Origin of the sequence: Paraburkholderia sp. 40 (assembly GCF_050434105.1) — a bacterium.
GTDB classification, from domain to species: domain Bacteria; phylum Pseudomonadota; class Gammaproteobacteria; order Burkholderiales; family Burkholderiaceae; genus Paraburkholderia; species Paraburkholderia tuberum.
Genome location: NZ_JBNPVY010000002.1, coordinates 634,882 through 658,739, shown reverse-complemented (window position 1 = coordinate 658,739; position 23,858 = coordinate 634,882). Strand labels below are relative to the sequence as shown.

The 23,858-nt window shown below is 65.3% G+C and carries 16 protein-coding genes; 10 read left to right on the top strand and 6 right to left on the bottom strand.

The annotated features are described in order from the left end of the window. Window positions 1–8 precede the first annotated feature (8 nt). Genes tssF through tssJ form a run of 3 tightly spaced genes read left to right on the top strand, consistent with a single transcriptional unit; the run spans window position 9 to window position 3,516 of the window. Window positions 9–1,823 (top strand): type VI secretion system baseplate subunit TssF, encoded by a 1,815-nt coding sequence (gene tssF / locus OKW28_RS04255; RefSeq protein ID WP_429443920.1) that lies wholly within the window; start codon window positions 9–11, stop codon window positions 1,821–1,823. Continuing rightward, a complete protein-coding gene (tssG, locus tag OKW28_RS04250; protein ID WP_429443919.1) occupies window positions 1,820–2,971 on the top strand; it encodes a type VI secretion system baseplate subunit TssG in 1,152 nt (383 codons plus the stop codon). Before tssF ends, tssG begins: the two co-directional genes overlap by 4 nt. 23 nt (window positions 2,972–2,994) lie before the next feature. Continuing rightward, complete coding sequence (tssJ, locus tag OKW28_RS04245) at window positions 2,995–3,516, top strand: type VI secretion system lipoprotein TssJ (RefSeq protein ID WP_429443918.1); 522 nt, start codon at window positions 2,995–2,997, stop codon at window positions 3,514–3,516. A gap of 13 nt (window positions 3,517–3,529) precedes the next feature. Here the strand turns inward: tssJ and OKW28_RS04240 are convergent, their stop codons facing one another. From OKW28_RS04240 to OKW28_RS04230, 3 genes are all read right to left on the bottom strand, one after another. After that, window positions 3,530–4,123, bottom strand: a complete 594-nt coding sequence (locus OKW28_RS04240) for a ParB-like protein (RefSeq protein ID WP_429443917.1) — start codon at window positions 4,121–4,123, stop codon at window positions 3,530–3,532. Between the two features lie 86 nt (window positions 4,124–4,209). Next, window positions 4,210–5,967 carry a murein transglycosylase A gene (mltA, locus tag OKW28_RS04235; protein WP_429443916.1) on the bottom strand — a complete coding sequence of 586 codons (1,758 nt, stop codon included), beginning with the start codon at window positions 5,965–5,967 and terminating at the stop codon, window positions 4,210–4,212. A 37-nt stretch (window positions 5,968–6,004) separates the two neighbouring features. Continuing rightward, complete coding sequence (locus tag OKW28_RS04230) at window positions 6,005–7,990, bottom strand: protein kinase domain-containing protein (RefSeq protein WP_429443915.1); 1,986 nt, start codon at window positions 7,988–7,990, stop codon at window positions 6,005–6,007. 1,769 nt (window positions 7,991–9,759) lie between these two features. Here OKW28_RS04230 and OKW28_RS04225 point away from each other — a divergent pair. The 3 genes from OKW28_RS04225 (at window position 9,760) to OKW28_RS04215 (ending at window position 16,863) form a co-directional block, all read left to right on the top strand. Continuing rightward, window positions 9,760–10,533, top strand: coding sequence for a CHAT domain-containing protein (locus OKW28_RS04225; RefSeq protein WP_429443914.1), 774 nt, complete (start codon window positions 9,760–9,762; stop codon window positions 10,531–10,533). Between the two features lie 20 nt (window positions 10,534–10,553). Then, window positions 10,554–12,227, top strand: coding sequence for a ShlB/FhaC/HecB family hemolysin secretion/activation protein (locus tag OKW28_RS04220; protein ID WP_429443913.1), 1,674 nt, complete (start codon window positions 10,554–10,556; stop codon window positions 12,225–12,227). A gap of 76 nt (window positions 12,228–12,303) precedes the next feature. Continuing rightward, window positions 12,304–16,863: a beta strand repeat-containing protein gene (locus tag OKW28_RS04215; RefSeq protein WP_429443912.1), complete on the top strand. Its 4,560-nt coding sequence runs from the start codon at window positions 12,304–12,306 to the stop codon at window positions 16,861–16,863. Here OKW28_RS04215 and OKW28_RS04210 read toward each other — a convergent pair. The 3 genes from OKW28_RS04210 to OKW28_RS04200 are packed head-to-tail and all read right to left on the bottom strand — an operon-like array spanning window position 16,860 to window position 19,300. After that, window positions 16,860–17,660: a glycosyltransferase family 2 protein gene (locus OKW28_RS04210; protein ID WP_429443911.1), complete on the bottom strand. Its 801-nt coding sequence runs from the start codon at window positions 17,658–17,660 to the stop codon at window positions 16,860–16,862. The genes OKW28_RS04215 and OKW28_RS04210 overlap by 4 nt on opposite strands. Before the next feature lie 34 nt (window positions 17,661–17,694). Further along, a complete protein-coding gene (locus OKW28_RS04205) occupies window positions 17,695–18,489 on the bottom strand; it encodes a PP2C family protein-serine/threonine phosphatase (protein WP_429443910.1) in 795 nt (264 codons plus the stop codon). A gap of 34 nt (window positions 18,490–18,523) precedes the next feature. Beyond that, window positions 18,524–19,300: a hypothetical protein gene (locus tag OKW28_RS04200; RefSeq protein WP_184062845.1), complete on the bottom strand. Its 777-nt coding sequence runs from the start codon at window positions 19,298–19,300 to the stop codon at window positions 18,524–18,526. Window positions 19,301–20,086: 786 nt separating this feature from the next. On the opposite strand from OKW28_RS04200, the gene tssA reads away from it, so the two are divergent. The 4 genes from tssA to OKW28_RS04180 all read left to right on the top strand — a co-directional run bounded on the left by tssA (window position 20,087) and on the right by OKW28_RS04180 (window position 23,768). Further along, complete coding sequence (gene tssA, locus OKW28_RS04195) at window positions 20,087–21,118, top strand: type VI secretion system protein TssA (protein WP_429443909.1); 1,032 nt, start codon at window positions 20,087–20,089, stop codon at window positions 21,116–21,118. A gap of 87 nt (window positions 21,119–21,205) precedes the next feature. Further along, the gene (gene tssB / locus OKW28_RS04190; protein ID WP_018422997.1) at window positions 21,206–21,712 is read left to right on the top strand and encodes a type VI secretion system contractile sheath small subunit; all 507 of its coding nucleotides are present in this window, start codon (window positions 21,206–21,208) and stop codon (window positions 21,710–21,712) included. A 25-nt stretch (window positions 21,713–21,737) separates the two neighbouring features. Next, window positions 21,738–23,234 carry a type VI secretion system contractile sheath large subunit gene (tssC, locus tag OKW28_RS04185; protein WP_429443908.1) on the top strand — a complete coding sequence of 499 codons (1,497 nt, stop codon included), beginning with the start codon at window positions 21,738–21,740 and terminating at the stop codon, window positions 23,232–23,234. 45 nt (window positions 23,235–23,279) lie between these two features. Continuing rightward, window positions 23,280–23,768, top strand: coding sequence for an Hcp family type VI secretion system effector (locus OKW28_RS04180; RefSeq protein ID WP_429443907.1), 489 nt, complete (start codon window positions 23,280–23,282; stop codon window positions 23,766–23,768). Window positions 23,769–23,858: the final 90 nt, after the last annotated feature.

Here is a 23,858-nt window from a genome sequence, read left to right as displayed (position 1 = left end):
ACCTAAGCATGGAACACGACGACCCCATCCTGCGCTACTACGAAGCCGAAATGCGCTACCTGCGCGAGGCCGGCAAGGAATTCGCGAAGGCGCATCCCGACCGCGCGCGCATGCTGAATCTCGATCGCGTTGGCGATCGCGATCCCTACGTCGAGCGGCTTCACGAAGGTTTCGCGTTTCTGACCGGACGTCTTCAGCAAAAGCTCGACGACGAATTGCCGGAGCTGACCGAAGGCCTCGTGAGCCTGTTGTGGCCGCACTATCTGCGGATGATTCCGTCGCTGTCGATCGTCGAACTGTTGCCGCTCGCGGAGAAACTGCAGCGAACCGAGGTCGTGCCGGCCGGCGTGCCGGTGCGCTCGGCGCCGATCGCAGTGCCGAACGCGGCGGGTGTCGAGAGCACGCCGCCGAAGACCATGCAATGTCTGTACCGGACCACGCAGCCGGTCACGCTGCAGCCGCTGTCGATCACGCACGCGGGCCCGGCCGTGCGCCACGATGGCCGCTCGATCATCCGGCTCGGCTTCGAGCTCGATCAGTCCGCGCGCCGCAAGGAAACCGATCTGTCGCGGCTGCGGGTGTATCTGAGTGCCGATCTGCCGACCGCGTTCGCGATGCATGTCGCGCTCACGCGCGAGGTCGATGCAATCCACTGGCGCATTCCGGAAGTGCGCGACGGTGAAGCGCTACCGCTCGCCAACGTGGCGATCGAGCCCGCTGGCTTCTCGGCCGACGAGAGGTTGTGGCCGAAGGCCGACGCGGCGTTTTCCGGGTATCAGTTGCTGCTCGAATACTTCACGTTTCGCGAGAAATTCCTGTTCGTCGATCTGTGTGGACTCGACGTGACGAAGCTACCGGAGAAGTCGACGCGCTTCGATCTGGAGATCTTGCTGAAGCACGCGTATCCGTCCGATCAGCGTTTCAACGCGGAAAACCTGCGGCTTTTCTGCACGCCGGTGATCAACCTGTTCGAACTCGATGCCGAGCCGATCGAGATCGACCATCACGAAACGGAATACCGCGTGTTGCCGGCCGGCCATCAGGGCGAGCACGTCGAGACCTATTCGGTCGATGCAATCGACGCGTTCGATCACGACACCGCCGAGCGCTACGAGTACGTCCCGTTCGCGACGTTCCGGCATCGCGGCGGCATGCTGCGCCACGAGGCGCCGGAACGCTACTTCCATGCGCGCGTGCGGCCCGGTGTCGCGGGTCTGCATCAGACGTGGGTCGTGCTCGGCGGTCACGCGTGGGACACGATGGACACGCTGCCCGAGGAAAGCCTGTCGCTGCGCGTAACCGGCACGAACGGCATGCTGCCGCGCAAGGGCCTGCGCGAAGCCAGCATCGCCGAGCTGGCGGCCAGCACGCCGAACGTCGCGGGCGTGAACAATCTCGTCGCGCCGACCCTGCCGCTCTATCCGCCGACCGGCGACCGTTTCCAGTGGCGAGTGCTGTCGCACCTCGCGCCGAACTTCCTGTCGATGATGAACGCGGAAGTGCTGCGCGGCGCGCTCGCGCTCTACGACTGGACCAGCGACGGACTGAACCGCCGGCGCCTCGCGGGCATTCTGTGGGTGTCGCAGGAATTGCTCGAGGAGGTGTCGGGCGGCTCGGTCGAGCGTGGCGTGCACATCGAGGTGACACTCGATTCGCATGCGTTCGCGGGCGACGGCGACGTGATGTTGTTCGGCGAGTTGTTGCAACGCTTTTTCGCGCTGTACGCGGAGATCAATCTGTTTACGAAGCTGTCGATCGTCAGCCTACCGTCGCAGACCCGCACGGTCTGGCCGCGCAGCAAGGCGCAGCGGGCTCCGCTATGAGCGCGTACGCTAACGCTTGCGAAGCGCGCAACGATCCGCCCAATCTCGACCCGCTCGTCGCATCGCTCCTCGCGCGCGCGCCGCGGATGAACTTCATGCAGTTGTGCCGACTGCTCGAATTGCGGATGCCGCGGCAGCCGGGCTTCGGCACGCTCGATACACCGGCGCATGAACCAGTGCGCTTCCGGCCACGCGCGCGCACAGGCTTTCCGGTGGGCGAGATCGCCGCAGTCGAATTCGATGCTGATCCGGATTCCCTGGTCAATGCCGCGGCGCCGACCGTGCGCACGACGTTCATGGGTCTTTACGGCGTCGACGCGGCGATGCCGTCGCACATGATCGACGAGATCGTGATGCGCGAGGAAGGGCACGAAGCGGTCGAGGCCTTTCTCGATCAGTTCAATCATCGTTTCGTCACGCTGCTGTATCGGGCGTGGAAGAAGTACCGCTATCCGGAAAGCTTTCGCGCCGGCGGCAGCGATGCGCATTCGCGCAATCTGTTGTGCCTCGCCGGCTTTGGCTGGGGCGACAAGCCGCAACGCGCCGGCTTGTCCGATTCGCGGATGCTCGCGCTGCTCGGTCTGCTGATCCAGCGAACGCGCACACCTGAAGGGCTCGCGGGCGTGATCGCGCTCGCGGTGCCCGGCGCGGACGTGCGCGTCGATGAGTTCTTTCCCGCGCTCGCGCGCGCGGGCGAGCCGCAGCCGCTGACGTCGTCGGCCGCTCGTGCCGGTGCGGTGAACGAGGACGCGCCTCGCGGCCTCGGCGGCGGCTATGTGCTCGGCAAGCGGCTTGCGTATCGCAGTCGCGCGGTACGCGTGACGTTGCGGCCGGCCCATGCCACGCAGGCGCACGATCTGTTGCCGGGTGCGTGGCTGCATCGCGAGTTGATGGCGTTCGTGCAGTTGTATGTCGGGCTGAAGGCCGACGTGCATCTGCGGATGGCCATGTCGTCGCGCCTCGCGCCGCTGCCGTCGATCAACTCGCGTGGCCGGGTCGCTGACGGATCGGCCGGAGCCGCGCCGCGCCTCGGCTGGACGACCGTGCTGCCTGCCGTGAACGAACGCCTGATCGACGTCGCACTCGGGGTCTATCGGGCGCTTCCGAAGCCCGCCGCCAATCCGTACCTGACTCATGCCGCGTCATGAACGACGCGCCGAAAGGACCATTGATGAACCTTCGTTTTACCGTTTCCACCCTTGCGTCCGTCGCGCTGCTGTCGGCATGCGGCGCCTGGCAATCCGTATCGGACGCGTCGTCGAGCGCTTATCACGCGGTGTTTTTCAAGCAGATCAAGGTGCTCGACATCGATCTGTCCGCGCGCGAAGCGCTGAACCCCGACGATGCTGGTCGTGCGACATCGGTCGCGGTGCGCGTGTATCAGCTGAAGGACCGCAAGATGTTCGATGGGGCGTCGTACGAGGATCTGCTGAAGAACGACCGCACGGTGCTCGCGCAGGACTTGCAGGCGAGCATGGCATTGGTGCTGAATCCCGGTGCGTCGGCAAGCCTGTCGCAACCGATGCGGGCCGACACGAACTATGTGGCGGTCGTCGCGTTCTATCGCAATCCGGGTAGCGGGGATGGTTGGAAGTATGTGATCGAGAAGAAGAAGTTCGATGCGGACAAGCCGTTGAAGATCTCGTTGATGGATCAGTTTCTAGTGCCGGCGGGCAGTGCGGCCCACGATTAAGTGGGCCGCCGGCTCAATCCGTGCGACCGAGATAGCCCGGTAGCCCCAATGCAGAGTCGCTCCTGGCCAGCTTCAAGGCTTCCTTGAGCAAAGCTGTGAACTTCTCGTCGCTATCGGGCCGCGGCAACGTCGCGCGAAAGAAGTCGGCCCAGCGAAATTCTTCCAGCGGGACACTGGTTTTTTCATAGCCGCCGGCATCGCGGACCGCTGCCGCGAGGCTTCGGTATTCATCGTCCTTCATTTCCCACACGTGCTCCGCCAATTCGGCAAACGGCCGGCGCACGCCTTGCGCGTCATACGGAAAGGTCCATCGTTGGTTTTCCATGCTGAGCCAGAACGACGCCCACGTGTACGACGAAAGATCCCGCACCAGCACGACCGGAACCGAGCGCACGCCCACCTGCCACAGCGCCGCCGCCACATGGTGATGATCGATCGCGAACGGTATGCCGTTGGGTCCGCAGACGACCGGTATCGGCTTTTCGGCGATGGCCATCTCCAGGTCATGGCTGCTCAGAGACTGGTATTGGCGGGCTTTTTCGCGGACCTCCCGCGCGCCGTGGGTCATTTGTGTGGGATGGAGCTCTTCGATTTGCCGCGTGTCCATGTCGGTCTCCTTGTCTGGATGCGTTGACGCGGCTCCCGCAAATTTCATGCCCCCGGGCGAGGCGTCGCCCACTTTCCGCCAGACGTCTACGGCGCATCGTCCACGCACAGCACCGGATCGCTGACCAGACAATCCGCATCAGACGCGGCAGGTCCGCCGCCGCGCGTTTTCAACGACGTCTGCTGCGCGGCGATGCGCAATCCCTTGGGTAGCAACACCCACATGCGCAGCCGCTCTTTGGTGTGGCTCGCCTGGGTCTGCGCGGTTTGACCGAAGCCGTAGAAGTAGTCGGCTCTGACTGCGCCCTGAATCGCACCGCCCGAATCCTGCGCGAGCATCAGGCGATTGATCCCTCCGGGTGCCTGAGGGTCGTCACGCGTGGACACGAATACCGGCGCGCCGAGCGGCGTGGTGCGCGGATCGACGGCCACCGAGCGGCCCGCCGACAGCGGCACGCCCAACGCGCCCAGCGGACCGTTCGGTGAATCGGGGATCACACGAAAGAACACATAGCTCGGATCTGAAACCGCATACACGGGATGAGGTTTCGGCGGGTTCGACGCATGGGCATCGGTTCCGGCGCCAGTTGCATTACCGGCACCGTGTCCGCCAGCGGAGCCCGTGACCGCCGGCGTGACCGCGCCGGTGGTCGTTGGCGTGGTCGTCGCCAGGGTGAAACCGCGCAGCAACGGCGACGTGGGTTCGTCGTCGTCACCGTCGGCGGGCGCCGCGTTGCTTCCGTTGCTCGTAGCGGGCGCGCCGTCGTCGCTGATGTCGACCTCGATCTCCATGCCGCGCACGACGAGCTTGCGCGCGCCAGCCGTCGCGTTGCCGCTGTGCGCGAGCGGCGGCAGGAACGGCCGGCCGTTCTGTTCCGCATAGGCGAAGCGGCGAATCGAGCCGTCGCTCATGCGGACCTTGCCCGCGCCTTGCAGCTGCATCGAGTACAACATCACGGGGTCGTCGACATAGGCGAGGATCGGCGCCTTCAGTGCGCCGCGCTCGATCTCGGCGCGGGTGTAGTACGGCACGATGCGCCCGCCATCGAGCCGCAGTCGAATCTTCTTGTCGCGGATATCCGGCACGCTATCGCGCAGGTCCAGCGCGTAGACGCCTTTGAGGTCGCCACTCGTCGTATCGCTGAGCGGGATCACGTTACGTCCATCGATGCGAGCCGCGCTCACGTCACCTCGCGCGCGGTCCGGCAGGCGCCGCGCGTCGAGGTAGAGCATGTCGGCCGGCGTGCCATAGACCGGATAAAGGTAGGCGCCGCCGTACTGCTGGCTGCCATTGAGCAGCGGCTCGTAGTAGCCGGTCATCGTACCGTCGAGCGAGCGGTCGGGATTGCGGATCTGGTACGCGTTGAAATACGTTTCGAAGAATCGCCGGATCGCCGCGACGTCGCCTACGTCCACCGCTCGCGCGGCATTGCACGGTTCTGACCAGCCGCTGCGCGCGCCGAGCACGGTGCAACTGCGGCGAAACGCTTCCCATGACGCGGTGACGTCGTCCGTGTCCCACCCGGGCAGGTCGGCGAAAGCGATCGGCTCGTAGTAAGCGTGGCGCGTGGCGAAGCCGCCGCTCGACGCAGCCTTGGGACGCGAGTTATTGGAGCCGGTGGACGCGCCCGAGACCGTCGCGTGTGTCGTTACGGGAGCCGGCATCGGCCCAGGCATCGTCGGCGGTGCGAGTGGCGATGCTTGCGCCATCGGCGTCACCTGCTCGACCGGCGACGTCGCGGTATGGCTCGCGTCCCCCAGAATGACGCTGGTCGCGGGCGTGTTGCTCGCGCAAGCCGCGAGCGTGGCTGTCAGCGCAAGCAGGAGAAGCTCAGCCCGTTGCATGCGGCCTCCTTGCGGACCATCGCGAACGTCGCGCGCGCTAGCCTGGCGGCTTGACGGCATCGATGGTGAACGTGGCGGCGCCGAACGCGCCGGCGCAATCCGCCGTACCTGCCGGGCAACGCGGCTTGCCCGCGAACGGCGAGTAGCGCGGGCCGCGACGCGCGGCCGCTTGCTGCTGGGCATCAGCGGGGAATGACTGGAATGGCGCCGCGGACTTCAATCCACCGTCGGAAAAATCGCGCGGCGTCGTCGATACCAGCGTCAGAAAGTGGTTGGGACCGGGCGGGTTGCCCGCCAGCATCGGCCAGCTGGCGCGCGGCAACGACAGCGTCTGACCGGCGGCGATCCGGTTGTTGCGATCGAGTCCGTTCGGAAACAGCATCAGGTACTGACCGTCCGGATCGACCATGAACACATACACGTAGCCCGCGCGGTTGCTGTCGAGTTTGAACTGCAGATAATCCTTGCCGATCGTGGCGGACGTGCTGCGCGGTGTGGCGGTGATCTGAATCGATGGATCAGCCAGCGTCACGATTCGCTCGAGTTCGCTCGCGGGAGTGAAGGGCGCGAGGTTGTCGGCCTGTGCGGGTGGTGTGGCGGGCGCGGCAACCGTGGCGGGCGAGGCAGGAGCAACCGGGGCAACCGGGGCAACAGCAGCAACGGCTGCCGGGCTTTGAGCGGCATTGCCAGGCGTCGGCGCAGCCGTGTCGGCCGGCCTCGGCGAAGCCGTGTCGCGCGCATCCGTGCTTGCCGTGACAGCCGGGCTCGCGGCCGGTGGCGAACGCATGGCAAACCACGTACCGACCGCCACGAGCGCCACGACGCAAACGGCAGCTGCTGCGATCAAGCCCGTGCGTTTCTTTTGACTACCGCCTGGCGCAGGAACGGCCGCTGCGCCTGGCTCATTGCGCTTCGCCTCGACTGTCGCGGCCGTCGTTGTTCGCGGCGCACTGGTACCCGCTGTCTCGACGGAAGCGCGAGTCGTGGGTTCGATCGCCGCATCGGCGTCATCACGCGTATCGATGGCAATGCCCAGTTCGTCCGCCAGCGCCTGAACGCTTTGCGGGCGCTGGTCGGGGCGGACCGCGAGCGCATGGTCGATCGCGCGCAGGAACCGCTCGCTATAGCGGCCGGCCGCTGCCGTGGCGAGCGGCACATACGTGTCGCTCATCAGTCTGCCGACCGACGGCGGCGGTGTCTTGCCCTGAATCGCGAAATAGATGACCGCGGCGAGTGCGTACACATCGGTCCACGGCCCCTGTTTCAAGGCCGCCACTTCGGCATATTGCTCGACGGGCGCATAGCCGGGCTTCAGGATCACCGTCAAGGCCTGGGTCATGTCGCCGATCACGCGCCGCGCCGCGCCGAAGTCCAGCAGCACGGGGCGGCCGCTGCCCTTGAGCAGCATGATGTTGTCCGGCGCGATGTCGCGGTGATAGCACTGCGCCGCATGCAATACCGCCAGCGCTTCGAGCAGCGGCGCGAGCAGGGCGCGCAGCCATGCTTCATCGGGTGGGGCACTCATGCGGCGCAGGCCGTCGCGCAGCGTCACGCCCTCGTAGTACGGCATCACCATGTACGCGGTGCCGTTGGCCTCCCAGAACCGGTACACCTTGACGAGCGAATGATGATCGAAGCGGGCGAGCAGCCGAGCCTCGTTGATGAAGCTTTTCAGGCCGGCGCGAAAGGTGTCTTCATGACGTTCCGAGCGGACCGACACTTCGGCCGCGCCGACGCGCGAGGCCAGCGCAGCGGGAATGTATTCCTTCAGCGCGACGTGACGTCCTAGCTGGGTGTCGTAGGCGAGATAGACGATACCGAAGCCGCCTTCGCCAATCAGATCGACGATCTCGAACTCGCCGAGCCGTGTGCCGGCGGCCAGCGCATGTTGCGCGTTCGAACCGTGCGCGGCGGGGCGGGTGACGACTGTGCGATCGGCGTCCGCCGCTTCGGCGGGGTGCTGCTGGCCGTCCGGTCCGGACGCCCGTTGCACGATCACGGTTTTGTCGTCGGGGCTGCTCATCGGCTGTGGCTCCCTGGAGGGTACGACGGCAGAGCCCGGCACACGCGAGCGCCACCCTCACGCGCAGGCGCGTCCGTCTTTAAGACGAACGAGCGGGTCATTTTTTGAAATCACGCGGGCGCGCGGGCCTGAGCGGTGGTCCGCGTGCGGCCGCCGGTTTCAAAATCGGCCGGCCGGATTCGTCTATACGGTGTTAGTCAACCGCTGCGTGCAGCTTGCGGGTTGTACGCGCATTCCATCCCAGCCGCTTCCTTTTGCCTTCTTGCAGGAAGTTAAAGTGAACGAGCGCCAAGGCTTATCGAGCGGGATGGCACACCGCGTCGTGCGACGCGACTCGCGGCGCGCGGTCGTCGCATGGGCACACCGGATCGACGCCGCGTGGATTACGGGCGCGCTCGTCATGGGCTCGATGCTGCTGGGCGCGGCGGGCAATACGCTGGCCGCTGGCACGTCCGCCGCCGCGGCGCGGCCCGCGAGCGCCGTGGCCCTCGCGCCCGAGTCGTTCGGCTTTCGTCAGGCCGATGAACGCGAACGCGACGCCGAAACGATCAACACGTTGACGTCCGAGGGACGTCTGCTGCTGTCGCGAGACCGCGTCAAACTCCCTGCCTACGACTATTGCAGTATGTCCGTCGCGGCCGCCGAGCGCGGCGACTTCCGCGACAGCGTCGATGCCGCGGCGCGCGCCCTGGTGGTGGCGGGGCAGACCAACAATGCGGATCTGGCGGCCCTGTCCAAACGCGATCTCGCGATCGCCTACAGCTATGCCGGCGACCTCGACAACGCCGAACGCTACGCCCGCGATGCGCTCGCTTCGACGCCGAAGGCGCCCGAGCAGGTCTTTGCTCCGGCCAACAAGGTGCTCGGCGATGTCGCGTTGCGCCGGGGCAAGCCGCAGCAGGCGCTGGCCGCCTACGAAGACGCGCTGACGACCGCCTCGCCGCGTTACAAACCGCTGGTGCTGATGTCGATCATCAACGCGCAGCTCGCCGAGGGCGATACGCCTGGCGCGCGCCAAACCTTCGATGCGCTCGGCGCACCGGCCACTGCGGAACTCGCGCCCGCCTACCGGCGCATCGAAGGCAATCTGCTGCTGGCCGAAGGCAAGCCCGAGGATGCGAAACACGCGTTCGAAGCGCTGTTGAGCCAAAGCGGCAATTCCAGCGATGCCAACTACGACCGCCTGTGGGCCCACGAAGGAATCGGCCGCGCCGACCTCGCGCTCGGCGACAAGCCGCATGCGCGCGAAGCCTACCTGCTGGCCGTCGACGACTCCGAGAAAATCCGCACGCGGTTTCGCAGCGACGAGTTCAAGACGGCGCTGTTCGGCGACACGCAAACGGTATTCGAAGAGGCCATCGCGCTGACGGTCGAAGCCGGCGACTACGAGAGCGCCTGGAGTCTGTCCGAACGCAGCCGGGCGCGTGCGCTGCTCGACGTCGTGCGCAACCGCGTCGACGCCGGCGTCGACGACCGTCAATTGAACGGGCAGGTGCCGAGTCTTGCCGCGACGCGCGGCGCGCTCCGGCCCAACGAGGCGATCGTCGAATTTCACAGCCTGCCCAACGAGTTGATCGTCTGGGTGGTGCGCAACGATGGCCTGACCGGCCACACCTTGCCGATCGCGCGCGCGGACATGGATGCCGCAGTGACCGACCTGCGCAATGCGATCGTGCGCCGGCGACCGGCCGCGCTGACCTATGGCGACAAGCTCGATGCGTTGCTGATCGCGCCGCTCGGCTTTGCGCGCGAACGAGCGGCTCATCATCGTGCCGCACGGCGCGCTGCACTATCTGCCGTTTCAGGCGCTGCACGATGCCGACGGCTTTCTGATCGAACGCCATGCGATCGCACTCGAACCATCGGCGAGCGTCGCGGTACAACTCGCGCAACGCCAGCAGAAGATCGCGAGCGATCTGGTCGCGTTCGGCAATCCGACCATCACACCTGCCTATGCGCTGCCAGGGGCCGAGGCGGAAGTGCAGGGCATCGCGCCGCTGTTCGCGCGCAACGAGGTGTTTCTGCATAGCGACGCCACGCGCCTGAGCTTTCGCGACAACGCGCCCGCCGGACGCGTGTTGCACGTGGCGACGCACGCCCAGGCCGACACGATCGATCCGTTGCACTCGAGCATCCTGCTCGCGCCCGCGACGCAGCCGGCCGACGGCCCGGACTCGCTGCTGGCGAAAGACATCTACAACCTGAAGCTCAACAACGTCTCGCTCGTCACGCTGTCGGCCTGCGAGACGGGGCTTGGCCGGATCGCGCGCGGCGACGAAATTCTCGGCTTCACGCGGGCGTTCTTCTATGCCGGCGCCACCAGCCTGATCGTGTCGATGTGGCCGGTCGCGGACGAATCGAGCGCGCTGACGATGCGCACTTTCTACGCGCAACTCGCGCAGGGCCATGACGCGATCGACGCGATGCGCACCGCGCAACTGGCGGTTCTGCACACGCCGCGCTTCGCGCATCCGTTCTTCTGGGCGCCATTCGATCTGATGGGTGGCTGGCGTTTGACCATCGCGCGTCAGCAGCAGGGATGAACCCAACAGACCCTAGACCGATGAACAGACTCCGACTGATCGCCGCGACGGTGTTTTGCAGTAGTGCGCTCGCGTGGGGCCAGACGCTGCCGAACGCGGGCAGCATCCTGAACCAGACGGCGCCGCGCGAGACCCGGCCGGCGCCGCCGGGCGGCACTCAGGCGTTACCCGCCGTGCCGCCGCCGGCGGCGCCCGTGACGGCGCCCGGCCCGACCTTCCTGCTGAACAGCATCACGTTGAAGGGCAACGACACGATCGCCAGCGACGCGCTGCTTGCGCCCGTTCATGACAAGCTCGGCAAGCAAACCAGTTTCGCCGGGCTCGAAGAGATTGCCGCGCGCATCACGCAGATTTATCGCGATCACGGCTATCTGCTCGCCCAGGTGGTGATCCCGCCGCAGGACGTCACGTCCGGCAACGTCGAAATGAGCGTGCTCGAAGGGCGCGTCGGCCATGTGCGGCTCGACATCGCGGCCGGCACGCCGATCCGCGAAGACCTGTTGCGCGCGCGGGTCGCGCAGATTCCGTTGGGCAAGCCGCTGCAGCAGCACGAACTCGAACGGACCATGCTGCTGCTGTCCGATCTGCCGGGTATTCAGGTCTCCTCGGCAATCGAAGCGGGCGAGGAGCCGGGCACGGTCGATCTGACCGTCAACGTCGCGCCGGCCAAACGCTGGACCTTTGCGCTCGATGTCGACAACTTCGGGGCGGAGTCCAGCGGTACCTGGCGGCTCGGCGCGCTCGCGCGTCTGAACTCGCCGTTCATGATCGGCGACAACCTGGACCTGCGGCTGCTCGGCACCGAACGCGGCGACACCCTTTACGGGCGCGTCGGCTACGAAGCGCCGATCAATGCGCAAGGTACGCGTGTCGGGGTCGCGGTGTCGCGGCTCAACTATGCGCTCGGTCAGGAATTCGCGTCGCTCGACGCGCAGGGCGAGGCGACCGTGGTGGACTTCACGCTCACGCATCCGCTCGTGCGCACACGCAATCAGAGCCTGTTGGGGCGTGTCAATCTGGAGTATCGCGACCTGATCGACAACGTCGGCATCGTCGATCAACACAATCCCAGATCGCTGGTGGAGGGCAGTATCGGCCTGAGCTATGAAAGCCGCGACGCGCTGTTCGGCGGCGGCTTCAATAGCGCGGATGTCGAGCTGTTGATCGGCAGTCTGCATTTCCGCAACGCGCAAGCCGAGGCGCTCGATGCCTCGCCGCTCGGGCGCGACACGCAAGGCACCGAAGTGCGCGCCACTTTCTTCGCCAACCGCCTGAACGCGATCACGGAGCGGCTCAGCGTATTCGCCGGCGTGTCCGGCCAGTGGGCCGGAACCACGCTCGACAGTTCGTCGCGCTTCCTGCTCGGCGGCCCGCACGCGGTGCGCGCTTATTCGCCGTCCGAGGCACTGGTCGACGAGGGGTTCGTCGCCACCTTCGAAGGGCGCTTCGCGATCGATGCGCGGGCGACCGTGTTCACGTTCTTCGACTTCGGTACCGGTTGGTACAACGCCACGCCGCGTCCGGGCCAAGGGTCGAACGTGATCACGCGCAGTGGCGCAGGTCTCGGCGCATTCTGGGCCGCGCCGGGCGGCTTTTCGCTACAGGGCACGGTCGCATGGCGCACGACCCGGCCCGATACGACCGGCAACGACAGGCTGCCGCGCTTTTATGTGCAACTGACCAAGACGTTCTAGCTGGCAGCCAAGCGCAACGAAACGAGACGAAACGAAACGCAACGACAAGCAGCAGCAATCTGTGCCGAGGTGTGCGATGAACAAGCGATGCAATGTGCGACCGGGGCATGTGAGCACGATCGCCGGCGCGGTCGCCGCGTTGTTCGCGGCGTCGTATATGCCGCTCGTGCTCGCGAATCCGACCGGCGCCCAGGTGGTGGCCGGCACGGTCAGCATCAACTCGCCGGGCGCGGGACAGATGCACATCACGCAGGGCTCGTCCAATGCGATCGTCAACTGGAACGCGTTTTCGATCGGTAGCGGCGAAGCGGTCAGGATCTCACAGCCGTCGGCTTCCGCCGCGCTGCTCAACCGCGTGACGGGCAACGACCCCAGCTTGATCGCCGGACGCCTGCAGGCCAACGGCAAGGTGTTTCTCGTCAATCCGGCGGGGGTGATCTTTGCGCCGGGATCGTCGGTGAACGTGGGGTCCATGATCGCCTCGACACTCAATATCTCCAATGCCGATTTCCTTGCCGGCAACTTCCATTTCGTCGGCTCGTCCGCGGCGGCGCTCAGCAATGCGGGGTCGCTGACGGCGGCCGCGGGCGGCACCATCGCGTTGCTCGGCGGCACGGTCAGCAATAGCGGCACGGTCAGCGCAAAACTGGGCAGCGTCGCGCTGGGCGCGGGCAACGACATCACCGTCGACTTTGCCGGCGACGGTTTGACCACCCTGAAGATCAACCAGGGCGCGGCGCACGCGCTGATCGGCAATACCGGCACGCTGGCCGCCGACGGCGGCACCGTGGTGATGAGCGCACAGACGGCCGACGCGCTGGCGGGCACCGTCATCAACCAGCAAGGCATCGTGCGCGCGCAGAGCCTGAGCGAACACGACGGCCGCATTCTGCTCGACGGCGGCACGAACGGCGTGACACAGGTGGGCGGGACGCTCGACGCCAGTGGCGGCGCGGGGCAAACCGGCGGCAGGATCGACGTGACCGGCTACGACGTGGCGCTGCTGGCCGGAGCGTACGTCGATGCGAGCGGCGCCGCGGGCGGCGGAACCGTGCACTTCGGCGGCGGCCCGGCGGGTGCGGACCCCTCCGTTCGCAATGCCAATGCGATCTGGATGTCGCCGACCGCCAGCCTCCATGCGGATGCGCTCGTCGACGGCAATGGCGGCAACCTCGTGGCTTACAGCGAAACGGCCAGCCGCATTTACGGCACGTTGACCGCGAAGGGCGGGCCGCAGGGCGGTAACGGCGGCTTGATCGAAACGTCCGGCCACACGCTCGACACGACCGGCATGAGCGTCGACGCATCGGCGGCGAAGGGTCAGGGCGGCAGGTGGCTGCTCGATCCGTTCGAGGTCGACATCGTGACGCAGGTGCCGGATGTCACCGCGGCGCCGGTCCCGACGCAGACCGCAACCGATTCCAACACCATGACGTTCGGGCCGATCACGGGCAGCACGTTCATCCTGAACACGGCGCTTACCGGTCCGCTGAGCCTCGGCACGTCGGTGACAGTACTGACAGGGACCGATCCCAACTTCGGCGCGGGCGACATCGTCGTCGACGCGCCGCTCAACCTCACGACCGGCACGCTTCCCGCCACGCTGAAGCTGAGCGCGACGGGATCGGTGCTGGTCAACAACACCATCACGTCGAGCGCGGGGCCGCTCAGCCTCGTATTCGATGCGAACGTGGGCGGCACGAGTCCGCTCAGTCTGGTCTCGTTCCGGGGCGTCACGGTGAAGACCAACGGCGGCAGCGTGACGTTGGGAAGCGGTGGCGCGAGCCCGGTCCTGATCCAGAACTCGAACATCGACACCGCGGGCGGCGATCTGACGGTCACCGGTACGTTCCCGATCAATGGCGTGGCGATTGGCTATCTGATCACGTCGTCGTCGGGCATTTTCATCGACTCGTCGACCATTTCCACGGAGGGCGGCGTGTTCTCGCTGTCGGGTGTCGCGCTGGGCCCGAACGCCAATGGTGTGGCGATCAACGGCACCAGCTCGCTCTCGACGACGAGCGGCGCGCTTCGCATCACCGGCACGGCTACCGCCGGCGGCGGAGGCAACGACGGCGTGATCGCGCAAGGTGACAATACGATTCGAACCGGCAGCGGCGCGCTCACCATCAGCGGCGCCGGCAGTTCGAATATCGAGGATCAGGGCATCGGCGTCCTTCTATCCGGCACTTCAGCCAGCACGACGAGCGGGGCACTGAGCGTGAACGGCAGTTCTTCTGGCAGCAGCGCGATGGGCGTGTTCCTGACCGGCGGCGCCACGGTGGGCAAGGGTCCCGCGCTGCAGCCCGGGCTCAGCAGTTCGGGCGGCGCGATCACGGTCAACGGTAGCGTGGCGCAAAGCGCGCAAGGGGGCTTCGGCGTCGAGATTCAGAACACCACGATCTCCAACACGACCGGCTCGATCGGCGTGACGGGAAATGTCACTGGTACAGCCGCCGGCGGCACCTTCGCGGACGGCGTCTATTTCTATGGCACCACGTTGAGCACCGGCAGCGGCGACATTTCCGCCGCCGGCAGCGTGTCGTCGAACATGAACGTCAGCATCGGCCTCGACATGCATGGGTCGTCGGTCCAGTCGACGAGCGGCAACCTCAAGTTCACCGGACAAAGCGTGGGAGCCGCGGTCAACGGCGACTCGGTGATCGGGCTGATGTTCGAGAACACGCTATGCGTGGACTGCATCCAGACAGCCCCCGTATCGGTGACGACCGGCACGGGCACGGTGAGCCTGTTCGGCAGCGGCACCGGTCCGTTCGTGCAGGGTGTGCTGATCACCGACGGCACGACGATCACGTCGACCAACGGCGGGGCGATCGATATCCGCGGCGCGGTGAGCGGCCCGGCCGGCAGCAGTCCGAACCTGCAGAACGACTATGGCGTGCTGATCGCCAATGGCGCGATCAGCGCGACCGGGACGCGTACCACCACGATCGGCATTGCCGGTTCGACCACGACGTCCGATCCGGGCGTCGCGATCGGCCTTGCGGTGCCCGAGATCGAGCAGAGCGAGTTTGGGCTGATCAATCCGACCTCCATCGTCACCGGCGGCGGCGTGACGAGCGCGGTCGCCAATGCCACCGCCGACAACGTGACGATCTCGACGACGAATCCCGCTTCGATCGTGTTGCGCGCATTCAACGACGGCACGGCGAGCAGCCTCGCCATCACGCAGGCGACGCTGTCGTCGCCGGGCGGCGTGCTGTCGATCATGCCGGCGTCGGTGGACCCGTCGAGCTTCACGATCACCGCTCAGAACGCGACGCCGATCACGCTGCTCGGCACGGGCGGCGGTCTCAGCATCGACGCCCCGACTTTCTCGACCTTCGCGTCGATTCCCAGCATCGTGCTCGGGTCCAGCACGCAAACCGGGCGCATCACAGTGAACGGGCAGTGCGTATCGGGCGGCTCGACTTGCGTGCCGCCACGTCCGGGCTTCGCGAACAATCTCACGCTGTCCAACCCGGGCGCGGGCAGTCAAGGGATCGCGCTGACCTACGGCATCTCGACTCCGGGCCACACCTTGATGCTGCTGTCGGCCGGTCCCGTCACGGACCCTGGCGGCATCCAGGCCGCCGGGCTGATTCTCGCCGGCCCCGGTACCTTCACGCTGACCGATCCGCAAAACGACGTCGACGTGCTGGCGATGGCCAACGCGGGGAGCGTCGACTTCTCGAACTCGCATGGCTTCGTGATCGGCCCGCTGACGAGCCAGACGTTCGACTCCGCCGCGAGCCAGTTGAGCCCGATGAGCGTGACGAACTCTACGCTCACCGGCAGCCTCGTCGCGACCGCTACGACCGGCAATATCGGGCTGGGCGCGAGCACGCCGTCCGCGACGGCTCCGAATACGAATCTGAGCGCGGTCGGCTCGATCGATCTGGTGATGGAGAACGGCGTGTTCGTCGATGCGAACTCCGGCACACCTGGCGCCGGCAACGCATGGCGAGTCTGGGCCAGCACCTGGAACGGCGAGACACGCGGCAGCGTGCAGCCGAACACCGCGCAGCCCAATTTCTACGGCTGCCTGTTTGGCTCTGGCTGTAGTTGGGGCGGCACGGTGCCCACCACCGGCAATCATTTCGTCTATGTCGCACGGCCGACGGTCACGGTCAGCGCGGACGGCGCGACGCGCTACGTTGGGGCGCCGAACCCGGCGTTCACCTACGCGACGAGCGGCCTGATCAACGGCGATACCGCCGCGGGCACGTTGAGCGGCTCGGAGACGACCACGGCCACTCTGACTTCACCGGCGGCCGGCTATCCGATCGACCCCAATTTCACGTCCAGCGTGGGCTATATCGTCAACGAAGTGCCGGGCACGCTGACCGTGATTCCGTTTCAGAGCACGATCTCGAACCCGCAGGGCCCGATCCCCAATCCGGTCGCGCAAAGCGGTCTGCAGACGTTTTTCAGCAGCCAGGAGCAGACGTTCGTCTACGAAAACAATCTGCAGGGCACCAACATCTGCATCGGCTCGAACCAGCCGCTCTTCAGCACGACGCCGCCTGGCGAGAAACAGGACATCCTCGCGGTCGAATGGAAGCGGGTGCGTTCGCAGCCGAACCTGAACAGCTGCATGCTGACGAACGCCCAGCACGGCTGCGGTGACTTCTAGCGGGAGCCGGGCGAAGCGGGCGGGACGGGTGGCGCGGCGCCTTCGGGCGAATGCAGCGCGCGCAGTTGCGCGATGGCGGCCTCGGCGCTCGCGACGAACCGTTGCGAGAGCCGCCATGCTTCGACGACCTCCTGATGGACGGGCTGCTCCATCCCGAGGTGAATCCGGAAGAATCGTTCAGCGTGGATGGCCGGGTGGTAATGCTGGCGCACCCGCTTCGCGTCGATCAGCCGCCGGTTGCCGAACAGCCTGCTCAATGCCCACGAAAACGCGCCGTCTTCTCCGCCGACGCGACGAAAGAACGCGTCGAGCGGAAACCCGCCCAGCGCGCGATACACCGCCCGCCGGATCACGAGACTGCTCGGCACGGTGTTGCTGAGGATTGCGGCATATTTATCGAAATCGGGATGCTCGACGATCGCGCGCGGAAAGCCCGCATAGTCGACATCGAGCCGCACCGATGCCTCGCCCGGACAACGCTGCAGATAGCCACTCGCCGCGGCCAGCGCGCCGGGCAGATATTCGTCGTCGGCGTCGATGAATCCGAGCAGATCCTCGGTCGCGTGCATCGCGGCCCAGTTGCGCGCGGCGGCGACGCCGCCGTTCACGTGCATGCGCAGTACTTCCACGCGCGCGTCGAGGCGGCCGTAATGTTGCGCGACTTCGATCGAAGCATCGGTCGAGCCATCGTCGACGACGATGATTTGCGCCGCCTCCGGCTGGATCAGGCAGCTTTCCAGTGCGCGGCCAAGCGTTGCCGCCATCTGCAGACAGGGAATGATGATCGAGATCGGCATGATGCGAGCCCCGTTCCGATGCTGATCCGCTGCGTTACGCCTGTGCCGGGCCGGGCATCAATTGCGGCGCCTGGGCGTCGTCGCCGACCCACACCGCGAACGCCGTGAAGTTGTCGTGATTCGTGCTGGCGCTCGCGCGCACCTGTTGCGCGAGCGCGTCGAGCCAGGCGCCGGGTGTCGCCGCATGGGCCAGCGCGTCGGCGATGCCGGCGTCGTCGGCGTACTCCCACAGGCCGTCCGTGCAGATCAGGAAAGCGTCGCCGTCATGCAGCGGGAAAGTACCGTCGACGCCCGCAATGGATAGTGCGTCGCGCGTGCCCAGCGCCGCATACAGCACGTTGCGGCGCGGATGATGACGCATCTGTTCCTCGGCGAGCAGCCGCGCGTCGACCATCTGCTGAACCATGCTGTGGTCGCGCGTGCGCGCACAGATCTCGCCGTCGCGGAAACAGTAGAGGCGGGTGTCGCCGCAATGGGCCCACGCGGCCGTCGCGCATTCGCGGTCGATGGCGAGCACCACGGCCGTCGAGCGCATGTCTTTTTCATTGCCTTTGCCGCGCAACTGTTCTTCGACGATGTTCTCATTGGCATGCGTGAGCGCGCTGATCAGCCGGTCGCCCGTCGGCGGCAATTCGGCAACGGTCAGGTAGCGCAAATCCGCCAGCACCGAAGCGACGACGAGGCGCGAGGCGGTGTCGCCGCCGCCGTGTCCGCCGGCGCCGTCGGCGACGACGCAATAGTAGAGCCGTTCGCTCGACCAGTCGCCGAACGAATCTTCGTTGCGCGGGCGGTCGCCCCGGTCGGTCAGGCTTGCGGTGGCAAGTTGCACCGTTGACCTCTCATATGCTCGTGGTCTGTCGAGCTCATTCCTGCGCGTGCGACTGCGCGGACAGAATGCCCAGAACCAGCAGGATGACGATGCGATTGCCCGGCGAGATGTCGATGCCGAGGCTGTGCTCGATCCATTGGCCGATTTGCGTGCGGGCGAAGTCGGCGGGTATCGAGCCTTTTTTCAGCGTGACGCCAAGCTTGCGCGCCCGGTAGTGATACGACGCGATGCCGTAACGCGCGGCCACCTGCGACAGACCGCCTTTCTCGTTCGACAGCCAGCCGAGACTGCCGGCGAGCAGCATGCGGTCGGCGTCGTCGAGCGAAGCGATGAAATGCGACGCGGATTCGCGTACCTCGGCTTCGTGCAGACCGTATTGCAACAGGACCGAGCCGATCGGATCGGGATGAAAAGCCGTTTGCCGGTCGATTTCGAGCATCACGTCGCCTTCGTCGAGCGACACGTTGCGCTGGTGGCTCGCGCTGCGCAGACAATCGATCAGATAGCGGCGGAAATAGGCGCACACGGCATGGCTGGTCGAAGGCGCGCTGTGCAGCGGGAAAGTGGGCAATGCCGTCGGCGCGGTATCGAGGCGGAACACCTTGAGATAGAGGAACTGCGAGATCAGTTCTTCCTTGTCCTCGCCCAGCGCCTGCAATTCCGACGGATGGTAGCCGGTCAGCGCGCGGCGCACGATCGTATAGATCGACGCCATTTCGTCGTGGCTGAGGCAGGTGCGGCGTTGCCACAGGTCGGGCAGTGCGCTTTCTCCAGCGTGGTCGGCAATTGCAGCGCTTTGGATATCTGCCACTTTTCACCCCGAGGTGGTGAGCCCCGCTTCTTAAGGGCGGAGCCCGGCTGCTGACACTACCCATTTCGCCGCGTTTGTGGTGCGCCGGTTTTCTGTCCCCAATGAATCCGGCACTCGCTTTGCCGCCATATCGGGCAGATGCGCGTGCCAAACGCTGCAATACCGGCAATTCCGCCGTGCAACCGGCGCGTGATTGGAAAACAGACTTAGTCTATTGGCACGTTTTATTTATTACAAGGTAAAACTTAATATGTTATTCACCGCTTTGGCGACAGGTTCTATCGCTATCAGGACTAACCCTAAACGCAACGTAAGCGCTTACCGGCAGTCCGGGAAGGTCAAATTTTTTAAAAAATCCGAGCACCTGATTCGTTTACCCAAATGTCGGCCGATCCCGCCAATCGACCGTCCTGAAAGGGCGCGCTGGTGAGGTCGTAAGACGACCGTCCGGGCTTGTGATTGTAATGGTGCCAGAACGAAAGGGTTAAAACGTCTTAAGTGTTTATGGAGTTGAATGGTATTACATATACTGTTTCGCTTAATTAAACAAAATCCGTTTCGTTTCTATTGCTATCCGGCTTTGATTTTCCGGGCTGCGTGCTATTCTCATATCGGATTGCCGCCGAGAAAGGACAACGCTCGCTAAAAACATCGCAATAGCTGGCGAAGGCAATCTAATCAGAGTTAACACGTATTTCCGGGAACGCTGATTCCCGGCGGGCAAGGGCAACCCGTACCGGTCACTTACGGTGCGTCGAGACTACTCATCCGAGACCGATACCAGACATGGCCACGCTTCTCGCGGGCGAAATGCTTGCCGACCTATCAGCTGCCAGTCCATGCGGGGACGACCTCGAGTACGACCCTGACTTCCTTGCGCTCGAGCAGGTCGTCCACGGCAAGCCGGAGGTGCAGTTCGGCGAGACCATGGTCGCCGCCACGCCGCCTGACTGGAAAGTGGCCGAAGCGCTATCGCTCGATCTGCTCGCAAAAGGCCGCGACTTGCGCGTCGCGGTACACCTGGCGCGCGCGCTACTCAATCGCCGACGTTTCGCCGGCTTCGCCGAGGGCCTCGCGCTCGTCGAAGGCCTGCTCGAACAGCGCTGGGACCATGTCTATCCACAGCTCGATCCCGACGACGACAACGATCCGACCGCCCGCGTCAACGCGCTCGCCGCCCTCGTCGAACCGTCCGGCATGCTGGTGGACGTGCGCGACGCACCGCTCGCGTCGTCGCGCGCGCACGGGGGAGTCAGCTTGCGCGACATCGAATATGCGACCGGCGAAGTGCCGCCGCCCAAGGGCGTCGAGGCGGCGTCGCTGAGCTCGATCGACGCGGTGATCGCCGACGCCCAACAAGACGCCGCCGAAGCGCACACGGCCTTGCTCGCGGCCACGCATAGCGCGATGCGCATCGAGACGGTATTGACCGAGCGTGTCGGCGCGGCGCGTTCCATCGATCTGTCGCCGCTATCGAGGCTGTTGCGGCGTGCAGCCGACTTTCTCGGCGAGCGTCTCGATGTCCCGGACGGAGCGCCGCAAGCATCGCCGAACGGCGACGTGACCCTGGGCGAAAGCGTCGGCGCGGCGCCGGCACCCGTGCCGCTGTCCGGCGACATCACGGACCGTCAGGACGTGATCCGCATGATCGACAAGATCTGCGCGTACTACGAGCGTCACGAGCCCTCCAGCCCGTTGCCGCTGCTGCTGCTGCGCGCGCGCCGGCTGGTCGACAAGAACTTCATGGAAATTCTGCAGGACCTCGCGCCAGAAGGCGTGCGCCAGGCCAGGCAGGCCGGCGGTATCGAAAACGAGTAAGCAGTCAGGCGGGGATGGGCTTTTTCGCTTCTAGCAACGCCAGTCATGCGCCACGCTGCTCGCGGCCGTGCGGCGTCAACCAGGGGAATGGTCGTGGCCAAGGAAAGCAGCCAGAAATTCATCGCGCGCAATCGAGCGCCGCGAGTTCAGATCGAATATGACGTCGAAGTCTACGGGTCGGAGAAAAAGGTCAATCTGCCCTTCGTCATGGGCGTGCTGGCCGATCTCTCCGGTCAGCCGGCGGACCCGCTCGCGCCGGTGGCGGATCGAAAGTTTCTCGAGATCGACGTCGACAACTTCGACGAGCGTCTGAAGTCGATGAAACCGCGCGTCGCCGTGCAGGTGCCGAACGTGCTGACCGGTCAGGGCAACCTCGCGGTCGACATGACCTTCGAGAGCATGGACGACTTTTCGCCCGCGGCGGTCGCGCGCAAGGTGGACGCGTTGTCGAAGCTGCTGGAGGCGCGCGGCCAGTTGCAAAACCTGCTGACCTATATGGACGGCAAGACCGGCGCCGAGGAGCTGATCGCGAAACTGCTCAACGATCCTGCGTTGCTGCAGTCGTTGGCGTCCGCACCGAAGCCGCAGCAATGAGCGTGATCTACAGGGGAGTCTGACCATGGCTGAACCTAGCACCCAAGGGCAAGCGCAACCCGGCGAGGCGTCGCTTGAAACGAGCGATTTCGCGAATCTGCTGCAAAAGGAATTCAAGCCGAAGAGCGAGAAGGCGAAGGAAGCCGTCGAGACGGCGGTGCGCACGCTCGCCGAACAGGCGCTGCGCGATACGAACGTGATTTCGGGCGATGTGCTCGCGACGATCGAATCGCTGATCGCGCAGATCGACGAGAAGCTGACCGCCCAGATCAATCAGATCATCCACTCGGAGGAGTTCCAGAAAGTCGAGAGCGCGTGGCGCGGCTTGCACTACCTGGTCAACAACACCGAGACGGACGAGACGTTGAAGATCCGCGTGATGAACATATCGAAGGGCGATCTGTACAAGACGCTCAAGAAGTACAAGGGCACCGCGTGGGATCAAAGCCCGATCTTCAAGAAGCTCTACGAAGAGGAATACGGCCAGTTCGGCGGCGAGCCGTATGGCGCGCTGGTGGCCGATTATTACTTCGACAACGGCGGGCCCGACGTCGATCTGCTGACGCAGATATCCAGGATCTCGGCCGCCGCGCATGCGCCGTTCATCGCCGGCGCCGATCCCGCGGTGATGCTGATGGATTCATGGCAGGAGCTGGCCAATCCGCGCGACCTGACGAAAATCTTTCAGACGCCTGAGCATGCGGCGTGGCGCTCGCTGCGCGAATCCGAGGATGCGCGCTACGTCGGTCTCGCGATGCCGCGTTTTCTCGCGCGCGCGCCGTATGGCGCCAAGACCAATCCGGTCGAGGAATTCGATTTCGAGGAAGACACGGCCGGCGCGGACAGCGGCAAATACGCATGGGCCAATGCCGCCTATGCGATGGCGAGCAATATCAACCGCTCGTTCAAGATGTACGGCTGGTGTTCGCGGATTCGCGGCATCGAGTCGGGGGGCGCCGTCGAGAACCTGCCGGTGCACGCGTTCCCCACCGACGACGGCGGCATCGACATGAAGTGCCCGACCGAAATCGCCATTAGCGATCGCCGCGAAGCCGAACTCGCGAAGAACGGCTTCATGCCGCTCGTACACAAGAAGAACTCCGATTTCGCCGCCTTCATCGGTGCGCAGTCGCTGCACAAGCCCGCCGAGTTCGAAGACCCCGATGCCACCGCGAACGCGAACCTGGCCGCGCGTCTGCCCTACCTGTTCGCCTGCAGCCGCTTCGCTCACTACCTGAAGTGCATCGTGCGCGACAAGATCGGCAGTTTCAAGGAGAGGGACGACATGCAGCGCTGGCTGCAGAACTGGATCCTTCAGTACGTCGACGGCGATCCGGCGCACTCGACGGAAGAGTCCAAGGCACGACGCCCGCTCGCGGCCGCCGAGGTGGTCGTCGAGGAAGTCGAAGGCAATCCCGGTTATTACACGTCGAAGTTTTTCCTGCGTCCGCACTACCAGTTGGAAGGCCTGACCGTATCGCTACGGTTGGTTTCGAAGCTTCCGTCCGCCAAGGCGGCATGACGGAAATCCCCATTCAGTGACGAATTGCTTTGAGCGGAGAAGAAGATGGCCATCGACATGTTCATGAAGCTGGGCGATATCAAGGGCGAGTCTCAGGACAAGACCCACAAGGAAGAAATCGAAGTGCTCGCGTGGAGCTGGGGCATGAGCCAGAGCGGCACGATGCACATGGGCACGGGCGGCGGCGCCGGCAAGGTGTCGGTGCAGGACCTGTCATTTACCAAATACAGCGACAAGGCGAGTCCGCCGATCATGGCAGCCTGCACCAAAGGCACGCACATCGACACGGTGCTGCTGACGGTGCGCAAGGCAGGTGGCGACAATCCGCTCGAGTACTACAAGATCACGTTGAACGGCGTGCTGATCAGCTCGTATTCGACCGGCGGCTCGGGCGGCGAAGAACGCTTCACCGAGAACGTCACGCTCAACTTCGAAAAATTCCATGTCGAGTACCAGCCGCAAAACGCGAAGGGCGAGAAGGAAGGCGGGGTGGTCGAAGTGAAATGGAACATCCCCGCCAACGCGACTACCTGATCGGCTGACCGCAAAGGGCGACTGCACTGCGGCGGTCCTGCCGTCGCAGTGCGGCGGCGGGTGGGACGACTCGAGCCAGACCGGAGCGAA

What these genes read in the sequence shown, in the direction of transcription:
- OKW28_RS04180 (WP_429443907.1), top strand. Translation starts at nt 23,280, where the DNA reads ATGGCCATCGACATGTTCATGAAGCTGGGCGATATCAAGGGCGAGTCT.
- tssF (WP_429443920.1), top strand. Translation starts at nt 9, where the DNA reads ATGGAACACGACGACCCCATCCTGCGCTACTACGAAGCCGAAATGCGC.
- OKW28_RS04230 (WP_429443915.1), bottom strand. Translation starts at nt 7,990, where the DNA reads ATGAGCAGCCCCGACGACAAAACCGTGATCGTGCAACGGGCGTCCGGA.
- OKW28_RS04240 (WP_429443917.1), bottom strand. Translation starts at nt 4,123, where the DNA reads ATGGACACGCGGCAAATCGAAGAGCTCCATCCCACACAAATGACCCAC.
- tssJ (WP_429443918.1), top strand. Translation starts at nt 2,995, where the DNA reads ATGAACCTTCGTTTTACCGTTTCCACCCTTGCGTCCGTCGCGCTGCTG.
- tssA (WP_429443909.1), top strand. Translation starts at nt 20,087, where the DNA reads ATGGCCACGCTTCTCGCGGGCGAAATGCTTGCCGACCTATCAGCTGCC.
- OKW28_RS04210 (WP_429443911.1), bottom strand. Translation starts at nt 17,660, where the DNA reads ATGCCGATCTCGATCATCATTCCCTGTCTGCAGATGGCGGCAACGCTT.
- tssC (WP_429443908.1), top strand. Translation starts at nt 21,738, where the DNA reads ATGGCTGAACCTAGCACCCAAGGGCAAGCGCAACCCGGCGAGGCGTCG.
- OKW28_RS04220 (WP_429443913.1), top strand. Translation starts at nt 10,554, where the DNA reads ATGAACAGACTCCGACTGATCGCCGCGACGGTGTTTTGCAGTAGTGCG.
- OKW28_RS04215 (WP_429443912.1), top strand. Translation starts at nt 12,304, where the DNA reads ATGAACAAGCGATGCAATGTGCGACCGGGGCATGTGAGCACGATCGCC.
- tssB (WP_018422997.1), top strand. Translation starts at nt 21,206, where the DNA reads ATGGTCGTGGCCAAGGAAAGCAGCCAGAAATTCATCGCGCGCAATCGA.
- tssG (WP_429443919.1), top strand. Translation starts at nt 1,820, where the DNA reads ATGAGCGCGTACGCTAACGCTTGCGAAGCGCGCAACGATCCGCCCAAT.
- mltA (WP_429443916.1), bottom strand. Translation starts at nt 5,967, where the DNA reads ATGCAACGGGCTGAGCTTCTCCTGCTTGCGCTGACAGCCACGCTCGCG.